This window comes from Kribbella sp. NBC_00382 (genome assembly GCF_036067295.1).
In the GTDB taxonomy this organism is placed as follows: domain Bacteria; phylum Actinomycetota; class Actinomycetes; order Propionibacteriales; family Kribbellaceae; genus Kribbella.
Window position 1 is genome coordinate 2685466 of the sequence record NZ_CP107954.1, and the last position, 17409, is coordinate 2702874.

A 17409-nucleotide genomic window follows, 5' to 3' on the forward strand; every position below is an offset into this window, starting at 1 on the left:
GCGTCGTCAGAAGGTGGCGATCGGGTTGACCGGGCTGCCCGAAGTACCGGCGAGGCGGAGTGGGGTGAGTGCCAGGTGGAAGTCCCATTGGCCTAGGTCGGCGGCTGTTGTTGCGCACGCCTCCAGGTCGAGGTTGTCGAGCAGCCAGAGGCCCATCGCGACGAGGCCCACGGCGTGGACGGGCATCAATACGTTGTCGTACCCCGAGGGCTGAACGTCCTGGGGTGTGTCGGCGCCGATCAGTGCGACGCCTCGTTCATGTAGCCACGGGAGGCAGGACGCGTGCCAGCCGGCCTGGGTGATGTCGCCGGACGGACCGGACTCGTGGCGGGCTCGGCCGTAGCCGGTACGTAGGAGGACCGCATCGCCGGAGCCCACCCGTACGCCCTGGCGACGCTCGGCCTCCTCGAGATCCTCGGGGAAGACACCCTCACCCGGCTCCAGCCACGGCACGTCGCGGACCTGCGCGATGTCCAGCAGGACCCCACGCGTGATGATCCCGTTCGCCGCGGCCGTGACAGCGGCCCACGCCGATCCCGTCTCGGCGTCGACGAGCGAGTCCGGTCGCCCGTTGTACATCTTGCCGTCCCAGAAGAGGTGGCAGGGCGAGTCGAGGTGGGTGATCGTGTTGCCGTGGAAGAAGATGCCGAGTCGCTCGTTCGAGAACCCCCAGCGGCGGTCGGCGTGGAATGCGGCCGGCATGTGCTCGGCGCCCGGCATGTCGGCGGCGCACGGGCAGGCTGTCGTGGACCGTTCCATTTCCTCCGGTACTGCGACCTCCCACCCGCACGACACACTCCTGCCGTGGCGCACGGCCCGCGCCGCTGCCAGCCGCACGTCGTCGGTGATGAGGTTCAGCGTGCCGAGCTCGTCGTCGTCGCCCCAACGTCCCCAGTTCGACAGCGTCTCGAAGTACCCGAGCACCTCGTCCTGTGTCGGCATCGCTCGCTCTACCGTCATCCCAGTCCTCTCCGTGAACTGGCATGACACCACATCAATAGGCCATCAGGTCGCATTCGACAACGCACAACCGGCCTCGAAAACCGTGTGCAGGCAGGAGGAAGAGGCCTTTACTCTCCGGGTATGGACATTCGCGAGGAGCTTCCGGGTGATGGCCAGGTGGTGCGGGGCATCCACCTGCAGGCGTTCGGTGACCATGGTCTCGTCGTCGCTGACATGGTTGACGCCCTGCGGGACACCACCACGGCCGCGGGTCGGCTCTCGCTGGTCGCTGAGCAGGATGTGCAGGTTGTCGGGCATGTGATGTTCACCAGCGGCTTGCTCGATGCCGATCGGCGGCTGGTTGAGGTGTACGTGCTCAGTCCGTTGGCGGTGATGGCCGAGTTTCATCGGCGCGGTATCGGGGCGGCCTTGGTGCGGTACGGGCTGGGGATCCTCGCCGAGAAGGCGGTTCCGCTCGTCTGGCTGGAGGGCGATCCGCGGTACTACATGCGTTTCGGCTTCATGCCTGGTGATGGCCGGGGCTTCCGGAAGCCGTCCCTGCGTATCCCTGACGACGCCTTCCAGGTCATCACGCTCCCGGCGTACGAGCCATGGATGACTGGGACGCTCGTCTATCCGGATGCGTTCTGGCGGTATGACGCAGTCGGTCTGCGCAGCCCTGAGGCCGAGGCGAGGAATAGTCCAGCGGTGACGCAAGCCGCAGCCGACCCGAGGACCAGCGGGCGGTAGCCGATGAGCGAAGCCAGGACGGCTGCGCCGAGTGGGGCTGTTGCGCGGCTGATGGTGGTGGGCGTGCCGAGGATGCCGGCGATGGTGGCGTAGCCCTGGTCGCCGTAGCGATCGAGCAGGATGGCCGGGGTGGCGATCGAGGCGACGCCGAAGCCGAGGCCGAACAGGACCAGGCTGACGGCGGCGCCGATGACGGTCCTGCCGATGAAGGGAAGCAAGGCGATGGCAACGCCTTGCAGGGTGATGATGGCGGCGGCGACGAGTGTGATGGGTAGCCATCGCCTGGCCACCGTCGTGATGATGCGGCCGGTGACCGACAGGAGTCCGAGCAGGCCGGTGAGGGTCGCGGCGACGGTCGGGGAGTGGCCGAGCTGGGTCAGGTACGTGACCAGGTGGACTGCCATGACGGCGAGGGCTGCGCTGTGCAGGATGAAGGCGCAGGCGATCAGCCAGAACCCGGCGTCGCGCAGTACCCGGGCAGGCGACCTGGGTACGTGGTGGGCAGCGGGTACTACTGGGCGGGTGTGGCGGAGCCCCACAGCGTGCAGCGGCACGGTGATCGCGGCGACGACGACGGCCAGGACGATCAAGGCGTGGCGCCATCCGTAGGCGTGGATGAGTTGGCCGGTGAGCGGGATGAAGATCGAGCTGGCGAAGCCAGCCACGAGGGTGATGCCCAGGAGAGCGCTGGCGCGCTTCGTAGGTGCGGTGACGGCAACGATGATGGCGAAGGCCGGTTGGTAGAGGACCATCGCCGAGGCGGCGCCGATCGCCACGAATACGGCGTACAGGTGAGCTGCAGTCTGTACCTGAGACCACGCCAGTACTGCGACGGTCGCCAGAAGCGAGCCGGTCGTCATGACGCCGTGGCCGCCGTGGGTGTCGAGCCAGCGGCCGACTGGGATTGCCATGGCCGCGCTGACGAGTACGGCGGTGGTGAGCGCTCCGGTGGCTGTGGTGGTGGAGATCCGGAGGTCATGGCTCATCGGGGCGAGGAGTGCGCTGAAGGCGTAGTACAGGACGCCGTATCCGATGGTGGTGGTGATGGCGAGGGCGGCGACGACACCGCGTTGCTGACCGTCGCGGCGATCGCCGATCACTGAGTCGGTGGCGATCGCCGCAGCGGTGCGGTTCATCAGTTGCAGCAGCTCGACTGGGTTGTTGTTGGTGCGTTGTCGATGACGGTCAGGAGGCCGCCGCTGATGCCCGTGGCCAGGCCACGGGCGGTCGGCGGCGCGGAGATTTCGACGGGTTCTGGTGACGGGCCGCAGCAGCCGCCGGCGGTGTCTGCGCTGGTGTCGCCGTAGGCGAGGTTGGAGGAGCAGACGCCGGTTTCGGGGAGGTCTAGTTGGACGTCTCGGGCTTCTTGCCAGTCGCCGGCCAGGGCGGCGACGACCGAGCGGGCCTGTTCGTAGCCGGTGGCCAGGAGGAAGGTCGGGGCTCGCCCGTACGACTTGGCGCCGATGGCGTAGTAGCCGGGCTCGGGGTGGGTTAGCTCGTCTACACCGTGGGGCGGGACGGTGCCGCAGGAGTGCTGGTTGGGGTCGATGAGCGGGGCCAGGGCTCGGGTGGATCCCATGATCGAGTCCAGGTCCAGGCGCAGTTCGCTGACCATGTCGTGGTCGGGGCGGAAGCCGGTGGAGTTGACGACCGTGTCGGCGATGACGCGTTGCGTGCCGGCGGTTAGCTCGATCCGCCCGTCGGTCGTGTGGGAGGCGGCTTCGGTGCGGAAGTTGCTGACGAGTTCGACTCGTCCGGATTGGACGAGCTTCTTCAGGCGGCTGCCGAGGGCGCCGCGGGCGGGGAGTTCGTCAGCTTCGCCGCCTCCATAGGTACGGGCTTGATCGGAACCGCGGACTACCCAGACGATCTCGGTGCCGGGTACTTGCTCGGCCAGTTCGCCGAGGTCGAGGAGCGTTGTGGAGGCCGAGTGGCCGGCGCCGACTACCGCAGTACGGCGTCCTGCGAAGCGGTCACGGTCGCGGCCGAGTACGTCGGGCAGGGCGTGAACGATGCTGTCTGCAACTAATGCTTCGCCGCGGGCGGGGATGCCGGATCCGCCGAGTACGTTCGGGCGGCGCCAGGTGCCGGTCGCGTCGATCACGGCGGAGGCGAGGATCTCGGTACCGTCGGCCAGGCGGATCAGGAACGGTGCAAGTTCTCGGCCCGCAGTACGGACGCGGTCGAAGCCGACTCGCGTCACCGCGGAGACCTCGGCGTTGTAGCGGATCCGGTCGGTCAGCTCGGGCGTCTTGGTCAGCGGTGCGAGGTAGGAGTCGATGAGGTCGCCGCCGGTGGGGAGTTTCCCGAGGTCGGGCTCGATCCAGCCGGACTGGGAGAGCAGGCGTCGGGCGGCGCTGTCGAGGTCGTAGCGCCAGGGGCTGAACAGCTTCACGTGCCGCCATTCCTCGATCGCGGCGGCGACGCCGGGGCCGGACTCCAGTACGAGGAAGTCCAGGCCGCGCTCGGCCAAGTGGGCGGCGGCGGCCAGGCCGACCGGTCCCGCACCGATGACCACAACCGGTCCCATCGATCCTGCCGGTGCCGCCGTTCCCGCGGATCCTGCCGGTGCCGCACCGGCGGCGGTGTTCTGCTCGCTCACGATCGAACTCCTCAGGTCTATCTCGACATTCATCTAATCAGTGGTGAGCCACAGCTTGCCTCTTGATTCGATAGGAGTCAAGATAGACGCATGTCGAAACAAAAGGACGTCGGATGCTGTACGCCGATCTCCGAAGCTGCCCTTGATTCCGCCGGAGCGACCGAGGGTGCGGCGGTCTTCAAGGCGCTGGCCGATCCGATCCGGCTCCGGCTGATGTCGATGATCGCGTCCGCCGACGGCGAGATCTGCGTCTGCGACCTGACCGGCCAGTTCGACGTGAGCGGTCCGACCATCTCCCACCACCTTCGGGTGCTCCGTGAGGCCGGGCTCGTGGATTGCGAACGGCGCGGCACCTGGGTCTACTACTGGCCGATGCGCGAACGACTGCAATGGGTCTCCGCTCTGCTTGCTACGCCGGCCAAGGTTCACGCCTGAGTCAGTTGACTCCGATGGATTAGCTCAGCAATCATTGAGTCAATGAACACTGAGCGATCGACTCTGATCGAGCGAGCCCGAGTCCATGCCGCGCTCGGCGATCCGGCGCGCCTGGCGATCGTCGACACCCTGGTCGCCGGTGACGCCGCACCCGGCGAGCTGAGCGCAGTACTGGACCTGCCGACGAACCTCATCGCCCATCACTTGAAGGTGCTCGAGGAGGCCGGCCTCGTCGCCCGCTCCCGGTCCGAAGGCGACCGCCGCCGTACGTACGTCCGGCTGGTGACCGAGGTGCTCGAGTCGGTGATGACGCCGACCCTGACGACGGCGCCACGCGTCGTATTCGTCTGTACGGCTAACTCCGCACGCTCGCAGTTGGCCGCGTCGATCTGGTCGCGGCGCAGCCACATCCCTGCCCTATCGGCCGGTACTCAGCCAGCGGCCAAGCCGCATCCCCGAGCCGTAAGCGTCGCCCGCAAGCACGGCCTCGACCCGGCCGGTTGGCGCACGGCTCATGTACGTGACGTGGTCGAGCGGGACGACCTGGTCATTGCTGTCTGCGACATCGCCTACGAGTATCTTCCCGCCGAGTCCCGGCCGCGCCTGCACTGGGCCGTGCCCGATCCCGCGGCGGTCGACACCGACGCGGCGTTCGAGGCCGCCTATGCCGAGCTCGCCGACCGCATCGACCGGTTGGCGCCCGTTCTTACGCCCACCGAAGTACCCAGGAGTCGACCGTGAGGCACCATCGAGAAGACCTGTCCGCTCCGGCCGTGGGTAGCCGGTGAGCGGCGCTGCGCCGTTGTGGCGGCGAGCGGTGGCCGAGGCAGTCGGTACTGGGCTACTGGTGACTGTCGTTGTCGGGTCCGGCATCGCGGCGTCGGCCTTGTCTCCGAGTGACGTCGGCTTGCAGTTGCTGGAGAACTCCTTTGCGACGGCACTCGGGCTCGCTGTGCTGATCCTGATGCTCGGGCCGGTGTCCGGTGCGCACCTCAACCCTGTTGTCTCGGCCGTCGACTGGTGGCTCGGGCGCCGTACCGGCAAGGGCCTGACTCCGCGCGAGCTCACCGCCTACGTCCCCGCGCAGGTCGTCGGGGCGGTCGCGGGAGCCGTACTGGCTAATTTGATGTACGCCAAGGCTGCGGTGTCTTGGGCGACGACAGATCGCAGTACCGGGCATCTGTGGCTTGGCGAGGTGGTTGCGACTGCGGGACTCGTCGTACTGATCTTCGCTCTCGGCTGGTCGGGGCGAGCTGCCGTTGCGCCCGCCGCTGTCGGTGCGTACATCGGAGCGGCGTACTGGTTCACTTCGTCGACCTCGTTCGCCAACCCGGCTGTGAGTATCGGGCGAGCGTTCAGTGACACCTTTGCCGGGATCGCGCCTGGATCCGTGCCGGGATTCATCGTCGCGCAACTCTTCGGGGCCGTGGTCGGCGTTGGTCTTCTTGCCGTGCTGTATCCCGATGCCGGCCAGGCCGCCGACACGATCGTCACCCCACACGCCGACACCACCGGAGCCACCACGTGAGTAAGCCTGTCGTCTTGTTCGTCTGCGTCCACAACGCCGGTCGGTCTCAGATGGCCGCTGGATGGCTTCGATCGCTTGCAGGGGATGCGGTTGAGGTTCGATCGGCCGGATCCGAGCCGCGCGATCAGATCAACCCGGTCGCCGTTGAGGCGATGCGCGAGGTCGGCATCGACATCACCGGGGCGGTACCGCAACTGCTCGAAACCGAGACGGTCCGTGGAAGCGACGTCGTCATCACCATGGGCTGCGGCGACGCCTGCCCGATCTTTCCCGGCAAGCGGTATGAAGACTGGGAACTCACCGATCCGGCCGGTCAGCCGATCGAGGTCGTCCGCGAGGTTCGCGACGACATCCGCGGTCGGGTCGAGAAGCTCATCGGAGAACTCTCTAGAGCCTGACCTCGCCACCAGGACGCAGGGTGGATTCCGAGCGATGATGGCTGCATGACCGCTGCAGACCAGACAGTCCCGCCGGGCGAATCGGTGTGCTGGTGCTGTGGCGGCGAATTCGGAAGCCGTGACATCTTGCGGCTCGGTCAGCATCCGGAGGTGGGTGTCTGTCTCCAGTGCGCCCGCTTTCTGCAGCGGCGAGCTGTCGAACGCGAGGACGAGCTCCATCCGTCGCCGGGCGCGCGGGCCCGGGCGGTCGTACGTCGAGGGCGTGACTTGGTGATCAGCCACGGGTGGCAGCAGCGGCCGATCATCGGGCAACTACTACGCCGAATCGACCGGTATCTGCCCTAGCGGATCTTTGGGTTGATGGCGTTGCGGAGTTGGTCCACGGTTGGTACCGAGTCGTTGGGCTGCCTTGATCACTCAGAGCACGGTGACGGTTTCTGGCGGATAGAGCCGGTGGCCGCCCGGGGGTGCGGTCGGGCTCGGACAGTAGGCCGCGGCGTTCGTAGTACCGGAGGGTTTGTTGGTTGACGCCGGCGGCTTCGGCGACCTGGCCGGTACGCAGCCATGAGCCGGTCATGTCGGTAGTCCTGCCGCTTTGGCTGCTCTCGCGGCCAGTGCATCCAGTACGTCGACGTGGGCCGGCGGGACTGTCACCTGGAGCCGTACCGTCCGGGCGGAGTCCGGTGTGAAGGTGAAGCGGAAGAAGGAACAGCAGCTCGTCTCGCGGGCGGTCAGGTCGCGTGCTGTTGCTTCGGCGGCGGCGTCGAGGGTGAGTTCCAGTACGGTCGGCGCCCGACGCTCCAGCCCACGCAAGCCGTCGGCGAACAGCTTGTCGAACTCCGCGATGCGGAGGGGCTGCTCAGCGGTCGGGAGCGTGCAGGCCGCTGGAGCCCAGTCCCCACCGGCCCCGACATTCAGCGTCGTCATGTTTCGACGGTAAACCTGTACCTGGGTACTGAATGCAAGTCTTCAGGCGGGCCAGTCGTTGGCGGGGAGGAGGTCGTGGAGGGGGAGTGTTCGGTTCGGGCCCAGAACTACGTCGGTGTCCAGGTTCGAGGGGTCGATCTGGCGGATGAATTCTCGGCAGCGGCCGCACGGTGGTACGGCGTGGATGCCGTCGTCGCCTCGCCAGACGGCGACGATCTTTGCGATCTTGTACTCGCGGGCGGTCACCATGGCTGCGATGGCAGCGTGCTCGGCGCAGAAGCCTGTGCCAGGGTTCGGTGGCGCACTTCTTCGTGAACCGGGACTGGTACAGCTTCGACCTCGGCGAGTTCGAGTAGGTTCGGCGCATGGGTATCGATGTCTGGGAGTTTTACGAGCAGTACGCGGAAGAGGACAGGTCTTCGCTGAACGAGCGCGATCGCCAGGTACTCGCGATCTGTGATTTCCGTCAGGAGGTCAACTCGGGCGGATTCGACTCCTATTTCCGGTACTGGGGTGGAGACACGGCGTTGACCGCGGTAGCCGGGCTGCCGCGGCTGCTCGGATCCGGATGGGCCGACCTTCTGGGCGAGGCTGTGGCGCTGTTCGGCGTCCCCTATTCGCTGGACGCCGACGACCGGGCCGAGAAGATCGACGACAACTCCCTCGACGCGACGTTCAGTGACCTCGACAAGCGTTTCTACAAACTGGAAGCCACCGCCGGCGCCGACGCAAAACTCACCGAAGCCATCGGCGCAAACCGAGGCTGAGGCACTACTACCAGTCCGAGCCGACGCCGTGGCAGGTGACTCCATGGCGTCGGCACGCGTCAGCCAATTGCTGGTCGGCGATTTCCAGGTCGGTGCGGTTGAGGAGCATGAGCTCGGCGAAATGACGGAAGCCGCTTGGCTTTGGGTCAGTTCGCGAATCGACCAGGAGGTAGGGGAACGGGCCGCCGGTCTTCGGGCCCATGGACCACATGACGTGGCGCGGCCCGCGCTCGAACAAGACGTGCCGGAGGTCTGACCATGGCACCGAGTCCCTGACCTTGCCTCGGTACATCCAGACAAGTGCGTCGTCGCGGTCGAGCAGGCGGCTGGTGGAGCAGGTTCGGGCCCACCACGTCGCGCGGAAGGCGCCGGCCAGTACGAACGCCAGGCCGACGAGAATCAAGCCTCGATCTGCGAGGCTGACGCCGCCTCCGAGGAACACGAGTCCGGCTGACCCCGGCAACACAGCACCCTTCCAAGCGCCGTACGGAGTTGCCGCAACAAGCACCGCTCCGGTTCCGTCGCTTGTCCCGTTGTCACCCACGAGAGCAAGCGTTCACTATGCTCGCCCGTCATGCGTGACTGGGATCAGTTCCTCGAGCAAACGCCTTGGTTCCTTCAGCCCGGGGATGAGGCGGTGGTTGGTGCAGAGCAGCCGTGGAGTCGAGCAGCGGTCGAGGGACTGCCTCAACTCACAGGCCTGCTGAGCTCGGCGACCGTCACGGCGGTTTCGATCTCCGGTACGGCGTACGAACTGCTCGCGTGGGGACCGCCAGGCGATCGGCGCGGCTGGCTCGGGTACCCACCTTTGGACGCAGACGTCGACGTGCACCCCACCCACAGGAGTTTCTGGCACGTCTCCGGCGGACTAGTCGAGCGCTTCGGAGAACCCGCCACCTGGTGGATGAATCAAGACGAGATCCTCACCCCGACCGTCGCGCAGACATCCGTCGCGGACGTCCTCGCCGACTACTCATGGCTCTGGGAAGACGACGGCCTGACACTCCCCATCCAGCCCAACGAGTACTACGCAGTCGCGGTCGAGGCCAATGGGAACCTCACCCTCGCTCACCGGCGTACCGGCGAACTACTGCTCTTCGCCCCGGACCACGCATTCACCGGAGCTACACCTCTGACTGGCTGTCCGCCCTACTCCCTGCTCACCTTCGACCAGCTGCCCGATCTGGCCGCCTGGATCGAAGACTGCGCAGCTGGCTGGCGATATGCCTGAAAAACAAGGAACCTGAGGCCCTGCTCACTCGCCGACGAGGCCGTCGATCGATTCCCGGATGAGGTCGGCGTGGCCGTTGTGGCGGGCGTATTCCTCGATCATGTGAACCAGGATCCAGCGGGCACTGACGGTACGGCCGTCCGGCAGGCTGCGCCGCGCCGGCTGATCCAAGACGGCCTCCGCGACAGTCGCGGCGAGTAGATCGCGGGAGCGCGATACCGCGTCCTGCCAGAGGGCGTGGAGTTCTTCAGGAGAGTCCTGGGCGGCTGTGGTCCACTCCCAGTCCGGGTCCGCATCCCAGTACTCGTCTCGCCAGATCGGCTGTCGGTCGTTCCCACACATGCGATGAGAGAACCAGTGGTCCTCGTAGTACGCCAGGTGCTTGAGCATCCCACCCAACGTCATCGTCGACACGCCCACAGTCTTCTGCAGACCAGCCGCGTCCAGCCCGGAGCACTTCCACGCAAACGTCGCCCGCTGATACTCCAAAAACCCCACCAGAGTCTCAACCTCACTACCTGCAAGGGGAGGCTCCGGGCGCCTTTCCTCATCCACAACAGTCATGGACAGGAGTTTATGGTCGCTGACTCCAAGCCAGCTGGACTAAATTCCGCGGCGGTAGGTCAGGTGTCGAGGGGGTTGGTGGTCATTCGGGTGGCGAGGTTGGAGGCTACTGCTCGGGCGGGGGTGCTGGTGGGTTTGCGGGTGGCTTGGGATTGGAAGCAGGTCAGGAACTCGTCGACCAGGTCCAGGCGGGGGTACTGGGCCAGGACTTCGGCGCGGAAGGCCGGGGTGAAGTCGTCGGCATTCTTGCCGGCGATGTCCAGGCCGGCTGCTCGGGAGATGAGGTGGCCTTCGGGGTCGGTGGTTGCGTCGACCTCGGGCCACATGTGGCGGACGATGACTTCGGCCAGGCGGTCGCGGCGGGCGGGGGGCCAGCCGGCGCCGGCGGCGAAGACTCGGGCGATGTGGCCGCCGGCCTCTTCGAAGGAGAGGGTGTGGTTGTCGAACTCCGGTACCAGGCTGATGTCGTGGAACATGGCGGCCACGAACAGCAGCTCCGCGTCGTACTCGATGTCATGCTCACCGGCGTACGCCGCCGCCCACACCCATACCCGCAGCGAGTGGCTCTGCAGGGCCGGCGACTGGTACGCCGAGGCGAGCTCGAGGGCCGCCGTCGAGGCAGTCGTAGCGGGAACAGCGAGGTCATTCAAAACGATCATGCTTCGACGGTACGGCGGAAAAGGCCTGCGTCACTGGTCCATTTCGAGAACACGATCATGGGCCATTCACCAAAGAAGCGGCCCACGATCTCGACCAGGAAGTGGCCCACGGACTGTGGGCTGAGAGTGAGTACGGTCGAAAGTAGAACCAGTACCAACGACAAACTGCGAGGACGATCATGCGTGCCATCACTGTCCGGGATCGCGAGGCCGGCATCGGCTCACTGGCCCTGACCGAGCTGCCCTACCCCCACGCCGCCGAGAACGACGTCATCGTGCAGGTCCACGCCGCCGGCTTCACCCGCGGAGAGCTGGACTGGCCGGGTACCTGGACCGACCGCACCGGCCGTGACCGCACCCCGACCGTCCCCGGCCATGAGCTGTCCGGCGTGGTCGTCGAGCTCGGCTACGGCACCACCGGTCTCACCGTTGGGCAGCGCGTCTTCGGCCTGGCCGACTGGCTCCGCGACGGTTCGCTGGCGGAGTACACGGCCGTCGAAGCCCGCAACCTGGCTCCGCTCCCCTCCGACATCGACCACGTCGACGCGGCCGCGCTGGTGATCTCCGGCCTGACGGCTTGGCAGGCCCTGTTCGACCACGCCCAGCTGAAGCCTGGCCAGACCGTACTCATCGACGGCGTCGGCGGTGCCGTCGGGGCAATCGCCGTCCAGCTGGCTCACGAGGCAGGCGCCCAGGTCATCGGTACCGGCCGAGCGGCCGACGAGGATCGGGCCAAGGAGTTGGGCGTCCACAAGTTCGTCACCGTCGAAGAGCTGAAGGGCGCCGGCGAGGTCGATGTCGTACTGGACGTGATCGGCGGCGAGATCCGCGACAGCGCCACAGCGCTGGTACGACCCGGTGGCACCCTCGTCACCATCGCCGACCCGCCAGCCGTCCACCCCACCAACGGTCGCGCCATCTTCTTCGTCGTCGAGCCGAACCGCGACCAGCTGATCCAGTTGGCCGCCCGGCTCCGCGACGGCAGCCTGAAGCCGCTCGTCAACAACATCCGCACCCTCGCCGAAGCCCCCGAAGCCTTCGCTCCCACCCTCCGCGGCCGGACGATCATCAAGGTCACCGAGGACTGAAACCCGTCGGCTGAGACACTTGCCGGACGGCCGGCGAGTAGTGGAGGCGATCGGATGACCCGTGCGGTGCTTGCCCTGGGCTCCAATTTGGGCGACCAGGAAGCCAACCTGCGCAAGGCGTTGGACGGGCTCGACGGCTATCTGGTCAAGGTCTCCGGGAGCTACTGGACGCCGCCATGGGGAGATCCGGATCAGCCGGAGTACTTGAACGCCGTCGCCTTGGTTGACGGTGATGTGTCCGCCGACGGCTGGCTCGAACTGGCCCACGAACTCGAGCAATCCGGCGGGCGCGTTCGGGACCCGGTACGCCGGTACGCCCCACGCACCCTGGATGTCGACGTCATCGCGGTGTGGGACGGCGACGAGCAACTAACCCAGGACGACCCGGTACTGACCCTGCCGCACCCCCGTGCGCACCTGCGAGCATTCGTCCTGGTCCCACTCGCCGAGATCGCACCAGACATCGACCTCGCCGGCCACGGCCCCATCAGCCAGCTGCTGACCACGGACGAGGTCGCCGCCGACGTACCAACAGTCCGCCCCGGCCCACCACTCCGCTAACCGCCCGCACCGGCCGCCCGCACCGGCCGCGCGGAGCCGCCGTCAGCTCCGCAGCGTGAGGACTTCGGCGCCGTCGGCGGTGATGGCGATCGTGTGCTCGCTGTGCGCCGTCCGGCAGCCGGTCGCGCTTCGCAGAGTCCAGCCGTCCTCATCGGTGACAAGCTCGGCCGTGTCCTCCATCACCCAAGGCTCCAGCGCAAGCAGCAGTCCGGGCCGCAGCTTGTAGCCGCGACCAGCCCGCCCAGTGTTCGAGATGTGCGGATCCTGGTGCATCGTCGACCCGATCCCATGACCGCCGAACTCCGTGTTGATCTGGTACCCGGCCGCGCTCAGCACCGTACCGATCGCATGCGAAATATCGCCGATCCGAGCGCCCGGACCGGCGACAGCGATCCCCGCGGCCAGCGCGCGTTCGGTCGCGTCGATCAGCGCGACGCTCTCCGCCGGCTTCGATTCGCCGACGATGAAGCTGACGGCCGAGTCCGCCGCCACCCCGCCCAGCAGGACGGCGAGGTCGAGGCTCAGCAGATCGCCGTCGGCCAGGGTGTAGTCGTGGGGCAGCCCATGGAGTACGCCGTCGTTGACGGAGGTACAGATGTAGTGGCCGAACGGCCCGCGCCCGAAGGACGGCTCGTAGTCGACGTAGCAGGACTGTGCCCCGGCCTCGTCGATCATGGCCTTGGCCCACCGGTCGATGTCCAGGAGGTTCGTGCCGACCGTGCTCCGGCCCTTCAGCGTCTGCAGGATGTGGGCGACCAGCGCGCCGGTGTCCTTCGCTCGGGTCAGTTCGGTGGGGCTGAGGATCTCGATCATGTGGTGCCCTTCTCCTGCAAACCAATAACTATACCGGCCATACTATCCCGGTACTATAATCGGCACATGGTCAGACTGCCGAACACTCCAGCAGAGGTCGAGCGCGGTCAGCGCCTCGGCGCCCTGTTGCGCCGGGCCAGGGGACAGCGTTCCATGCTCGAGACCGCGCTCGACGCCGGCGTCTCACCCGAGACCCTCCGCAAGATCGAGACCGGCCGGGTCGCCACCCCCGCCTTCCCGACCATCGCGGCGATCGCCGACGTCCTCGGCCTCTCCCTCGACGCGGTCTGGTCCGAGATCAACCCACCCGAGCCGGAGTCCGAACCAACCGGCCCCACCCGCGAACGGCTCGCCTCGTAGATTCTCCGGATGACGACTGGGGACGCGACGACGCGGTTGGTGGTTCTCCGGGGGAACTCGGGGTCTGGCAAGAGCACGACGGCGAAGGCGCTGCGGCGGCGGGTCGGGACCGGGGTGGCCTGGGTCGAGCAGGACTATCTGCGGCGAACGCTGTTGCGTGAGCACTGCCGGGCCGGAGCTCCGAACATCGGGTTGATCGACCTGACCGCGCGCTATGCGCTCGACAGTGGGTATCACGTGGTGTTGGAGGGCGGGCTTTACGAACCGCAGTACGGCGAGATGGTGCGGCGGCTCGTCGCGGATCATGCGGGCGTCACTGGCGTGTACTACTTCCAGCTCCCCTTCGACGAGACGGCTCGGCGGCATCTGAGCAAGCCGTTGGCGAGTGAGGTCATGGTGGAGAAGCTGCGCGAGTGGTACCAGCCGGCGGACCTTCTCGGCGTACCGGGCGAACAAACCATTGGCGCGGCCAGCACGGTGGAGGAGACAGTGGACCGGATCGTCGCCGACCTCGACTGGCGCAGCGGTGGTGAAGTCGTCAGCCCGGTCGAAGACTAGGAGCCCAGCCGTGGTGATGCTCGAGTTGGCAGTGCGGGACCTGGCCGACGCAGATCTAGCGGACTGCAGCTTCGCCGGTTCTCCGCTGCATCTCGAGCAGGTCGCCAAGGAACTCGAGCGCGCTCGGCGCGGAGAGGTCGACTACCTCGCCGTCTGCGCGAAGGCGGACCTGCCGATCGCGATTGGTGGAGTCGACTATGTACCCCACCCCGGCGCGGGCTCGCTGTGGCAGCTCGCCGTCCACCCTGCGTTGCAGTCCTGCGGGATCGGCACCCTTCTCGTCGCCGCTGCCGAGCAGCGGATCCGGGACCGAGGCCTCGACCGAGCCGAGCTCAGCGTCGAGGTGACCAATCCGCGGGCCCGTGCGCTGTACGAGCGCCTCGGCTATGTCGCGTACGACGAGCAACTCGAGTCATGGGATCAGCAAGGCCCGGACGGTTCGATCACCCGGTACGAAACGCTGTGCACCCAAATGCGAAAGCAACTTTAAGCGCGGGGCCCGTGCGTACCGGAGAAGGCCCAGACCAGCTCACTGCAGGAAGCCCTTCAAAACATCGGTGAACGCAGCGGGATCGTCCAGCCAGGGGAAGTGAGCCGCCGCCGGATGCTCGATGAAGGTCGCGGCGGCAAAGAGCGCAGCGAAGTCAGCGACCGTCGCAGGCGGCGCACCGAGATCCAGTGACCCCGCCGTCAACAGCACGGGCGCGGGGAAGGTCGCGAGGGCTGCCCGAGTGGAGTGCGGCGTGTAGGCCCCCTCGGAGCCGTATACCCCCGCCGCCTGATCGTTGCGCTGGGCATCCTCAGCGGCCTGATGCGCCTGCGCAGCCGCATCCCAACGCCCGTAGGAAAACGGCGTCAGCGCCGCCCAGTTCTCCGGCGCGTGATCGCCCGCCGCGATCGCCTCCAACGCCCCGTACGCCGCTGCGAACCACGGCTCCCCGTCCCGCAGCCGAGCCTGCGAAAGCCGCGTCTCACTGCTGATCCTGAGTCCAACCGCGTACACACTGGGCGCGATCAGAACGAGCTTGCTGACCCGCGACGGATAGCGAGTCGCGTACAGAACGGCCAAGTTGGCCCCCGCCGAGTGCCCCAGCAGATCGAGCTGCTCCAGCCCAAGCTGCTCACGCAACGCCTCGACGTCCTCCACCTGCCGATCACACCGGTACGACGCCGAATCCACCGGTACTTCGGAAGCCCCCGTCCCCCGAAGATCCAGCTTCACCAACTCCCGGTACTCCCCAAGCCCACCCAGCTCACCGAGGTACTCCGACGCCTGCATAGGCCCACCAGGCAAGCACACAACCGGCGCCCCACCCCCGACCACGTGGTAGGCCAACTTGGTCCCGTCAGGCGCAGCAAAAGTAGGCATCCCCCCGACCCTGTCAGCACCCCCTCCAGCGAGCAACCGGATTACCTCGATGACCTCAGAACCGCTCCACGAGGTACCCAACCACAGCGTCGACGGCCGGCCGAGCGGCAAACAGATGCACCTCAGCACGCCCAACCGTCGAACGAGCCCCCGCACCTGCCCGCAACGCCTGCGTAGCCAAATGCCCAACCGGATTCTCCTCGGAGTACGGCAGAACACCGTAGAACGTATCGATCGTGTTGTACTCACGCCAACCCGCTCGTGTCGGCATCCGATAAGTGCGCCAACGTTTGCCGGCCACGTCAGCGACGGCTTCAGCGTGATGGCAAAGCGTGAGCTTCTCCAGCGGCGCTCCGAGCAACAGCACCTGGCCGTTGGCAGCCACGAGCTGCCCGAGCGGCCCAGCCTTGCCCCACGGATCCTCTTCATCCGTTGCGGCGAGCAGGTCGGGCGCCTGGGGTCCGATGGCGGCGAAGCTGACCTCAGGGTGCGTACTACGAAGCGCCCCCGGCCACGTCCTGAGTCTCTCCGCGAAGCGCCCGAAGTCTCGGCGCGCTGATGACGTCTCCGGGTCGAACGCCGGCATCTCGCCGTACGCCGTCTGCCAGCGCTCCGGCCAAAGATCAACGTGATAAGGGCTGTCATCCCAACCACAGAAGGCCAACAGCGTTCCATCGGTACCGACCGCATCGCGTAGTGCGTGGACGACGGTGTCGATTCCGCCGACCACCCAGCCGAAGGCCGACAACCGGACGTGCACCATCAACGTCCCGCCTTCGACCACGCCGGCTTCACGCAAGCCCTGTGCGATCGCGCTCCGCGTGATCGGCGAGAAATTTGCATCTTGCAACAACTTTGCGGTGGGGAAGGACATGTTGGGTATCTCATCACCTATCCGCGAGGTGGGTGGTGACGAACTGGGGATGTCAACGTTCTGCGGCGTCAGCCGGAAGCGTCATCCAGTGAAAGAGGGCTTTGCCATGTCCAGGAATCTCGTTCGCGTCGGGCTCGCCGCCTCCGCGCTGTCTCTGATCTTCGTCGCCACCGCTTGTGGCAGCGGCGACGACAAGGCGAGCAGCACCCCGTCGACCAGCAGCTCGGCGTCGGCCTCGACGTCAGATACCCCGTCAGCGATGCCGTCCGTCGACAACGCCGCCGGTCTCGTCGGCCCGGGCTGTGCCGACTACGCCAAGGCGAACCCGACCGGCGCCGGTTCCGTCGACGGTATGGCCGCCGCCCCGGTCGCGACCGCTGCTTCGGGCAACCCGCTGCTCAAGACGCTCGTCGCGTCGGTGTCGGGCAAGCTCAACCCGAAGGTCGACCTGGTCTCCACCCTCAACGGCGGCGAGTTCACCGTCTTCGCACCCGTCGACTCCGCCTTCGCGAAGATCCCGGCTGCCACGATCAACACGCTGAAGACCAACTCCGCGCTGCTGACCAAGATCCTGACCTACCACGTGGTCGCCGGTCAGCTCGACCCCGCCGCGGTCGTCGGCAAGCAGACCACCGTCGAGAAGGGCGCCCTGACCGTCACCGGCTCGGGCAACAACCTGATGGTCAACAATGCCAAGGTCATCTGCGGCGGCGTCAAGACCGCCAACGCGACTGTGTACCTGATCGACACCGTCCTGATGCCCCCGGCCAGCTGACCCATGCACGTCCTGCCGAACGAGGACCATTCGGCGCTCAAGAACCACCTGACCTACGAATGCCGCCACCCGCCCCAGCAGGACTGCCAGACCTGCGCGCTCACCCCACCGCCCGCACTCAAGGTCCGAGTGCTGGCAGCGATCGGCCAGGTCCGGCAACTCCAGGCGTCCTAGCCACCGGCAACCAATACCCGCAGCGTTGAAGCGG

Annotated in this window: 26 protein-coding genes and 1 pseudogene; 15 read left to right on the plus strand and 12 right to left on the minus strand. The window is 66.9% G+C overall.

Features of this window, described 5'->3' with window-relative positions; all coding sequences use genetic code 11:
- Positions 1-6 precede the first annotated feature (6 nt).
- The gene (locus OHA70_RS13235) at positions 7-960 is read right to left on the minus strand and encodes a cyclase family protein (RefSeq protein WP_328332130.1); all 954 of its coding nucleotides are present in this window, start codon (positions 958-960) and stop codon (positions 7-9) included.
- Between the two features lie 123 nt (positions 961-1083).
- Between OHA70_RS13235 and OHA70_RS13240 the strand changes: the two genes are divergently transcribed.
- Positions 1084-1692 carry a GNAT family N-acetyltransferase gene (locus tag OHA70_RS13240; RefSeq protein ID WP_328332132.1) on the plus strand — a complete coding sequence of 203 codons (609 nt, stop codon included), beginning with the start codon at positions 1084-1086 and terminating at the stop codon, positions 1690-1692.
- Here OHA70_RS13240 and OHA70_RS13245 read toward each other — a convergent pair.
- Positions 1575-2828: an MFS transporter gene (locus OHA70_RS13245; protein WP_328332134.1), complete on the minus strand. Its 1254-nt coding sequence runs from the start codon at positions 2826-2828 to the stop codon at positions 1575-1577. The two genes, OHA70_RS13240 and OHA70_RS13245, sit on opposite strands and share 118 nt — an antisense overlap.
- Entirely contained in the window at positions 2828-4294 is a 1467-nt protein-coding gene (locus tag OHA70_RS13250; RefSeq protein WP_328332136.1) for an FAD-dependent oxidoreductase, read from the minus strand. The genes OHA70_RS13245 and OHA70_RS13250 overlap by 1 nt, the downstream gene beginning before the upstream one ends.
- 90 nt (positions 4295-4384) lie before the next feature.
- Between OHA70_RS13250 and OHA70_RS13255 the strand changes: the two genes are divergently transcribed.
- Genes OHA70_RS13255 through OHA70_RS13275 form a run of 5 tightly spaced genes read left to right on the plus strand, consistent with a single transcriptional unit; the run spans position 4385 to position 7000 of the window.
- Positions 4385-4729, plus strand: a complete 345-nt coding sequence (locus OHA70_RS13255) for an ArsR/SmtB family transcription factor (protein WP_328332138.1) — start codon at positions 4385-4387, stop codon at positions 4727-4729.
- Between the two features lie 42 nt (positions 4730-4771).
- Positions 4772-5470 (plus strand): arsenate reductase/protein-tyrosine-phosphatase family protein, encoded by a 699-nt coding sequence (locus OHA70_RS13260; RefSeq protein ID WP_328332140.1) that lies wholly within the window; start codon positions 4772-4774, stop codon positions 5468-5470.
- Between the two features lie 43 nt (positions 5471-5513).
- A complete protein-coding gene (locus tag OHA70_RS13265; protein ID WP_328332142.1) occupies positions 5514-6257 on the plus strand; it encodes an MIP/aquaporin family protein in 744 nt (247 codons plus the stop codon).
- The gene (locus tag OHA70_RS13270; protein WP_328332144.1) at positions 6254-6655 is read left to right on the plus strand and encodes an arsenate reductase ArsC; all 402 of its coding nucleotides are present in this window, start codon (positions 6254-6256) and stop codon (positions 6653-6655) included. Before OHA70_RS13265 ends, OHA70_RS13270 begins: the two co-directional genes overlap by 4 nt.
- 45 nt (positions 6656-6700) lie before the next feature.
- Entirely contained in the window at positions 6701-7000 is a 300-nt protein-coding gene (locus tag OHA70_RS13275) for a hypothetical protein (RefSeq protein ID WP_328332146.1), read from the plus strand.
- A 75-nt stretch (positions 7001-7075) separates the two neighbouring features.
- Here OHA70_RS13275 and OHA70_RS13280 read toward each other — a convergent pair.
- The 3 genes and pseudogenes from OHA70_RS13280 to OHA70_RS13290 all read right to left on the minus strand — a co-directional run.
- Positions 7076-7232, minus strand: a pseudogene (locus OHA70_RS13280) (MerR family DNA-binding transcriptional regulator); the annotation flags it as partial.
- Positions 7229-7582, minus strand: a complete 354-nt coding sequence (locus OHA70_RS13285; protein ID WP_328332148.1) for a hypothetical protein — start codon at positions 7580-7582, stop codon at positions 7229-7231. The gene OHA70_RS13285 and the pseudogene OHA70_RS13280, both read right to left, overlap by 4 nt.
- 42 nt (positions 7583-7624) lie before the next feature.
- The gene (locus OHA70_RS13290) at positions 7625-7831 is read right to left on the minus strand and encodes a hypothetical protein (protein WP_328332151.1); all 207 of its coding nucleotides are present in this window, start codon (positions 7829-7831) and stop codon (positions 7625-7627) included.
- 116 nt (positions 7832-7947) lie between these two features.
- Between OHA70_RS13290 and OHA70_RS13295 the strand changes: the two genes are divergently transcribed.
- Positions 7948-8349, plus strand: coding sequence for a DMP19 family protein (locus tag OHA70_RS13295; RefSeq protein ID WP_328332153.1), 402 nt, complete (start codon positions 7948-7950; stop codon positions 8347-8349).
- Between the two features lie 7 nt (positions 8350-8356).
- Here OHA70_RS13295 and OHA70_RS13300 read toward each other — a convergent pair whose 3' ends face one another.
- Complete coding sequence (locus OHA70_RS13300; RefSeq protein ID WP_328332155.1) at positions 8357-8893, minus strand: hypothetical protein; 537 nt, start codon at positions 8891-8893, stop codon at positions 8357-8359.
- A gap of 30 nt (positions 8894-8923) precedes the next feature.
- Between OHA70_RS13300 and OHA70_RS13305 the strand changes: the two genes are divergently transcribed.
- Positions 8924-9580 (plus strand): hypothetical protein, encoded by a 657-nt coding sequence (locus OHA70_RS13305; RefSeq protein WP_328332157.1) that lies wholly within the window; start codon positions 8924-8926, stop codon positions 9578-9580.
- Positions 9581-9604: 24 nt separating this feature from the next.
- Here the strand turns inward: OHA70_RS13305 and OHA70_RS13310 are convergent, their stop codons facing one another.
- Both OHA70_RS13310 and OHA70_RS13315 read right to left on the minus strand, forming a co-directional pair.
- A complete protein-coding gene (locus OHA70_RS13310) occupies positions 9605-10078 on the minus strand; it encodes a DinB family protein (RefSeq protein WP_328332159.1) in 474 nt (157 codons plus the stop codon).
- A gap of 125 nt (positions 10079-10203) precedes the next feature.
- A complete protein-coding gene (locus tag OHA70_RS13315; protein ID WP_328332161.1) occupies positions 10204-10803 on the minus strand; it encodes an HD domain-containing protein in 600 nt (199 codons plus the stop codon).
- A 179-nt stretch (positions 10804-10982) separates the two neighbouring features.
- Here OHA70_RS13315 and OHA70_RS13320 point away from each other — a divergent pair, with 179 nt between their 5' ends.
- Positions 10983-11891: an NADP-dependent oxidoreductase gene (locus OHA70_RS13320; RefSeq protein WP_328332163.1), complete on the plus strand. Its 909-nt coding sequence runs from the start codon at positions 10983-10985 to the stop codon at positions 11889-11891.
- A 54-nt stretch (positions 11892-11945) separates the two neighbouring features.
- Positions 11946-12452 carry a 2-amino-4-hydroxy-6-hydroxymethyldihydropteridine diphosphokinase gene (gene folK, locus OHA70_RS13325; RefSeq protein WP_328332167.1) on the plus strand — a complete coding sequence of 169 codons (507 nt, stop codon included), beginning with the start codon at positions 11946-11948 and terminating at the stop codon, positions 12450-12452.
- A gap of 42 nt (positions 12453-12494) precedes the next feature.
- Here folK and map read toward each other — a convergent pair whose 3' ends face one another.
- Positions 12495-13265 (minus strand): type I methionyl aminopeptidase, encoded by a 771-nt coding sequence (gene map / locus OHA70_RS13330; protein ID WP_328332172.1) that lies wholly within the window; start codon positions 13263-13265, stop codon positions 12495-12497.
- 66 nt (positions 13266-13331) lie between these two features.
- Between map and OHA70_RS13335 the strand changes: the two genes are divergently transcribed.
- The 3 genes from OHA70_RS13335 to OHA70_RS13345 are packed head-to-tail and all read left to right on the plus strand — an operon-like array spanning position 13332 to position 14673.
- Positions 13332-13625 (plus strand): helix-turn-helix domain-containing protein, encoded by a 294-nt coding sequence (locus OHA70_RS13335; RefSeq protein ID WP_328332174.1) that lies wholly within the window; start codon positions 13332-13334, stop codon positions 13623-13625.
- Between the two features lie 9 nt (positions 13626-13634).
- Positions 13635-14183 (plus strand): AAA family ATPase, encoded by a 549-nt coding sequence (locus OHA70_RS13340; RefSeq protein WP_328332176.1) that lies wholly within the window; start codon positions 13635-13637, stop codon positions 14181-14183.
- Between the two features lie 16 nt (positions 14184-14199).
- Positions 14200-14673: a GNAT family N-acetyltransferase gene (locus OHA70_RS13345; RefSeq protein ID WP_328335122.1), complete on the plus strand. Its 474-nt coding sequence runs from the start codon at positions 14200-14202 to the stop codon at positions 14671-14673.
- A 39-nt stretch (positions 14674-14712) separates the two neighbouring features.
- Here OHA70_RS13345 and OHA70_RS13350 read toward each other — a convergent pair whose 3' ends face one another.
- Together OHA70_RS13350 and aac(3) are read right to left on the minus strand one after the other, a co-directional pair.
- Positions 14713-15552 carry an alpha/beta fold hydrolase gene (locus OHA70_RS13350; RefSeq protein ID WP_328332178.1) on the minus strand — a complete coding sequence of 280 codons (840 nt, stop codon included), beginning with the start codon at positions 15550-15552 and terminating at the stop codon, positions 14713-14715.
- A 55-nt stretch (positions 15553-15607) separates the two neighbouring features.
- Positions 15608-16426, minus strand: coding sequence for an aminoglycoside 3-N-acetyltransferase (aac(3), locus tag OHA70_RS13355; RefSeq protein WP_328332180.1), 819 nt, complete (start codon positions 16424-16426; stop codon positions 15608-15610).
- A 106-nt stretch (positions 16427-16532) separates the two neighbouring features.
- On the opposite strand from aac(3), the gene OHA70_RS13360 reads away from it, so the two are divergent.
- Together OHA70_RS13360 and OHA70_RS13365 are read left to right on the plus strand one after the other, a co-directional pair.
- Positions 16533-17201 carry a fasciclin domain-containing protein gene (locus OHA70_RS13360; RefSeq protein ID WP_328332182.1) on the plus strand — a complete coding sequence of 223 codons (669 nt, stop codon included), beginning with the start codon at positions 16533-16535 and terminating at the stop codon, positions 17199-17201.
- 3 nt (positions 17202-17204) lie between these two features.
- Positions 17205-17375 (plus strand): hypothetical protein, encoded by a 171-nt coding sequence (locus OHA70_RS13365; protein WP_328332183.1) that lies wholly within the window; start codon positions 17205-17207, stop codon positions 17373-17375.
- Positions 17376-17409: the final 34 nt, after the last annotated feature.

Coding starts and splice junctions, on each gene's coding strand:
- OHA70_RS13235 (WP_328332130.1), bottom strand. CDS start 960: ATGACGGTAGAGCGAGCGATGCCGACACAGGACGAGGTGCTCGGGTAC.
- OHA70_RS13240 (WP_328332132.1), top strand. CDS start 1,084: ATGGACATTCGCGAGGAGCTTCCGGGTGATGGCCAGGTGGTGCGGGGC.
- OHA70_RS13245 (WP_328332134.1), bottom strand. CDS start 2,828: ATGAACCGCACCGCTGCGGCGATCGCCACCGACTCAGTGATCGGCGAT.
- OHA70_RS13255 (WP_328332138.1), top strand. CDS start 4,385: ATGTCGAAACAAAAGGACGTCGGATGCTGTACGCCGATCTCCGAAGCT.
- OHA70_RS13260 (WP_328332140.1), top strand. CDS start 4,772: ATGAACACTGAGCGATCGACTCTGATCGAGCGAGCCCGAGTCCATGCC.
- OHA70_RS13275 (WP_328332146.1), top strand. CDS start 6,701: ATGACCGCTGCAGACCAGACAGTCCCGCCGGGCGAATCGGTGTGCTGG.
- OHA70_RS13285 (WP_328332148.1), bottom strand. CDS start 7,582: ATGACGACGCTGAATGTCGGGGCCGGTGGGGACTGGGCTCCAGCGGCC.
- OHA70_RS13290 (WP_328332151.1), bottom strand. CDS start 7,831: ATGGTGACCGCCCGCGAGTACAAGATCGCAAAGATCGTCGCCGTCTGG.
- OHA70_RS13295 (WP_328332153.1), top strand. CDS start 7,948: ATGGGTATCGATGTCTGGGAGTTTTACGAGCAGTACGCGGAAGAGGAC.
- OHA70_RS13305 (WP_328332157.1), top strand. CDS start 8,924: ATGCGTGACTGGGATCAGTTCCTCGAGCAAACGCCTTGGTTCCTTCAG.
- OHA70_RS13315 (WP_328332161.1), bottom strand. CDS start 10,803: ATGATCGTTTTGAATGACCTCGCTGTTCCCGCTACGACTGCCTCGACG.
- OHA70_RS13320 (WP_328332163.1), top strand. CDS start 10,983: ATGCGTGCCATCACTGTCCGGGATCGCGAGGCCGGCATCGGCTCACTG.
- folK (WP_328332167.1), top strand. CDS start 11,946: ATGACCCGTGCGGTGCTTGCCCTGGGCTCCAATTTGGGCGACCAGGAA.
- map (WP_328332172.1), bottom strand. CDS start 13,265: ATGATCGAGATCCTCAGCCCCACCGAACTGACCCGAGCGAAGGACACC.
- OHA70_RS13335 (WP_328332174.1), top strand. CDS start 13,332: ATGGTCAGACTGCCGAACACTCCAGCAGAGGTCGAGCGCGGTCAGCGC.
- OHA70_RS13340 (WP_328332176.1), top strand. CDS start 13,635: ATGACGACTGGGGACGCGACGACGCGGTTGGTGGTTCTCCGGGGGAAC.
- OHA70_RS13345 (WP_328335122.1), top strand. CDS start 14,200: ATGCTCGAGTTGGCAGTGCGGGACCTGGCCGACGCAGATCTAGCGGAC.
- OHA70_RS13350 (WP_328332178.1), bottom strand. CDS start 15,552: ATGCCTACTTTTGCTGCGCCTGACGGGACCAAGTTGGCCTACCACGTG.
- OHA70_RS13360 (WP_328332182.1), top strand. CDS start 16,533: ATGTCCAGGAATCTCGTTCGCGTCGGGCTCGCCGCCTCCGCGCTGTCT.
- OHA70_RS13365 (WP_328332183.1), top strand. CDS start 17,205: ATGCACGTCCTGCCGAACGAGGACCATTCGGCGCTCAAGAACCACCTG.